Source organism: Paraburkholderia sp. (assembly GCF_036488505.1).
Classification (GTDB): Bacteria; Pseudomonadota; Gammaproteobacteria; order Burkholderiales; family Burkholderiaceae; genus Paraburkholderia.
Map to the genome: position 1 here is coordinate 1 of NZ_DASXHN010000215.1, position 2777 is coordinate 2777.

Consider the following 2777-nt stretch of genomic DNA (forward strand, 5'->3'; position numbering starts at 1 on the left):
TTGCGCGCGCGCCTCGATCACGCGCAAGCCGGCGATTTTCAGGTCACCGTTGTTCGCGTCGGCTTCGGCTATCAGACGTTCGAGATTGGGGTCGTCGAAAACGAGCCACCACTGCCGCACGTCGGGCTGCGCGGTCTGCCGCGTGACCTGCTCGATCGATGCGCTGCTCCAGTGCTCGCTCCAGCTTTCATGCTGCGGATGAAAGTCCGGTCCCACGCGTATGCATGCGCTGATGCACACCACGAAGGGCACCGCGATGCAAACGCCGACACAGCCGAAAACGCCGCCGGTGCGACGCGTCGCTGCGATCCCGTATGAGCCCGTTGAAGGCGGCACGGCATCGTCCCCACGGTCACAAAGGTGTTCGTTCCTGTACCCGCTCCGCTTGCGGCTGATCTTTCACCCATCGCCAAAATAGCTGGTAACCCACCGCGAGCATCACCGGACCGATGAACAGACCGATCACACCGCCCGTCACCATGCCGCCGAGCGCGCCGATCAGCACGACCGGCATCGGCACCGCGACGCCGCGCCCCAGCAACAGCGGCTTCAGCACGTTGTCGGCGAGACCGGCGACGAACACATAAACCGAGAAGATGACCGTCGCCGTGCTCACGCCCTGCGTGACGATCACGAAGACGATCACGGGCACCGTGATCAGCGTGGCGGGCAGCTGCATGATGCCGATCAGCAGCACGGCGAGCGCCAGCAGACCCGCACCGGGAATGCCCATCAGAACGAACGCGACGCCGATCAGCAGCATCTGGATGAAGGCGATGCCGACCACCCCTTGCGCGACCGCGCGAATCGTGGCCGTGCACAGATCCGCGATCTGCCGGCCGTTCTCGGGGCCGGAGATGCGTGAGGCGATCTGCACCGTGCTGCGATGCCCCTTCTCGCCGTGCGCCATCAGAATGCCCGCGACGATCAGCGCGAGGAAGAACACGAGCATGCCGGCGCTCACACCGGTGATCGCGTCGAACAATGCGCGACCGACGTCCTTGAGCTGCGGCGCGAACTTTTGCGCGAGCCCGGTGAGATCGGTGGACGCCTGTGCCCAGAAGCCGTATACCCGCTGGCCCACGAGCGGCCATGCGGCCACCGACTCGGCCGGCGGCGGAATATGGAAGCTGCCGTTCTTGACCACGTCTATCCCGCGCTCGACCGACGCGGAGACCGCGACGCCCAGCAGATAGGTCGGCACGAGGATGACCGCGAACGCGACGAGGATGATCAGCGTGGCGATCAGCCCGTCCCTGTCGCCAAGCGGACCGCGCAGCCAGGCCTGCAGCGGATACAGCGTGATCGCGAGAATCAGCGCCCAGACCATCAGGTTCAGGAACGGCGCGAAGATCCGGAAGCAGAACGCAGCCAGCACCGCGATCAGTCCGGCGCGGATCAGCACGTCGAGAAGTTCTCTGGACAAAAATCGTGGGGTAGTCGATGGTTGCAGCATCACTTGTCTCCGCGCTCGTCGCCTCGATGATCTGCTCACGGCGAACCAGCGTGCCCGTCACCGTGATAGTTGGAACAGCCGCATCTCCTGGGAACACGATTTCAACTATTGGATCGCGCACGGAAAGAATCAATTGGACTTTGGTCTCATATCCCGGCGGGCAATTCTGACAAACGATTCGACACCGTCGCGGGCCGTCCGCGATCTTTTTCGACACCACCTGTCCATCGGCATGCCTGCCGGGCGTCATTGACATGGCGGCTCGACGAATTCCACCGCCTCAACCCATGATGGAGGTTCATATGCAATACCTGTTGATGATCTATTCGGCAGAAACCGGTTGGGACCAGATGACCGACGCCGAACGCCAGCAAGGCGCCGCCGCGTATCAGGCGTACACCGAGTCGCTGACGAAAGCGGGCGCGCTGGTCGGCGCCAACCGGCTGCAGCACAGCAACTCGGCGACTACCGTGCGGCTCGTCGATGGCAAGCCACAGGTGCTCGACGGACCGTTTTCCGATTCGAAGGAGCAGCTTGCCGGCTACTACCTGATCGACGTGCCCAACCTCGACGCGGCGCTTGCGTGGGCGTCGCGTTGCCCCGGCGCGGCGCACGGGCTCATCGAAGTGCGTCCGGTCTGGACCGCGTCTCACGATTCGCGCCATACCGCATGAGTTCGTCCGGCGGCGCGCGCGAGGCCGACGGCGGCGCGCATGCGCTGGCCGAAGCGGTCGCCCGCCGCAGTTATGGCAAGCTCGTCGCGCTGCTGGCGATGCGCACGCGCGACGTCGCGGCGGCCGAAGACGCGTTGGCGGACGCCTTCGCGGCCGCGCTCGCGGACTGGCCGGCGCGCGGCTGCCCGGCCAATCCCGAAGCGTGGCTGATGACGGTTGCGCGCCGCCGGGCGATCGACGGCGCGCGCCATCGCCGGGTCGGCGACGAACTCGCGAATCAGCTTGCGATCCTCGCCGACGAAATCGACGAGCGCGAAGCCGGCGCGTTGCCCGACCAGCGGCTCGCACTGCTGTTCGCGTGCACGCACCCCGCGCTCGACCCCGCGATTCGCACGCCGCTGATGTTGCAAGTCGTGTTGGGACTCGACGCGAAGATCATTGCGTCGGCGTTCCTGACGTCTCCTTCCGCGATGAGCAAGCGCCTCGTGCGCGCGAAGAACAAGATCCGCGAGGCCGGCATTCCGTTTAACGTGCCCGAACGCGAGGAGTTGCCCGACCGGCTCGCCGCGGTGCTGGAGGCGGTCTATGCGGTGTTCGCGGAAGGATGGACCGACCCGCTCGGCAGCGATACCGAGCGGCGCGATCTG

Annotated in this window: 3 protein-coding genes and 1 pseudogene; 2 read left to right on the forward strand and 2 right to left on the reverse strand. The window is 65.6% G+C overall.

Annotated elements, in window-relative coordinates:
* Nucleotides 1–252, reverse strand: a pseudogene (locus tag VGH68_RS13105) (TolC family protein); the annotation flags it as partial.
* Nucleotides 253–352: 100 nt separating this feature from the next.
* The gene (locus tag VGH68_RS13110; RefSeq protein ID WP_331604054.1) at nt 353–1456 is read right to left on the reverse strand and encodes an AI-2E family transporter; all 1104 of its coding nucleotides are present in this window, start codon (nt 1454–1456) and stop codon (nt 353–355) included.
* Between the two features lie 302 nt (nt 1457–1758).
* Between VGH68_RS13110 and VGH68_RS13115 the strand changes: the two genes are divergently transcribed.
* The gene (locus tag VGH68_RS13115) at nt 1759–2130 is read left to right on the forward strand and encodes a YciI family protein (RefSeq protein ID WP_331604055.1); all 372 of its coding nucleotides are present in this window, start codon (nt 1759–1761) and stop codon (nt 2128–2130) included.
* A partial coding sequence (locus VGH68_RS13120) for a sigma factor (RefSeq protein ID WP_331604056.1) occupies nt 2127–2777 on the forward strand: 651 nt, incomplete at its 3' end. The genes VGH68_RS13115 and VGH68_RS13120, both read left to right, overlap by 4 nt.

Coding starts and splice junctions, on each gene's coding strand:
- VGH68_RS13110 (WP_331604054.1), bottom strand. CDS start 1,456: ATGCTGCAACCATCGACTACCCCACGATTTTTGTCCAGAGAACTTCTC.
- VGH68_RS13115 (WP_331604055.1), top strand. CDS start 1,759: ATGCAATACCTGTTGATGATCTATTCGGCAGAAACCGGTTGGGACCAG.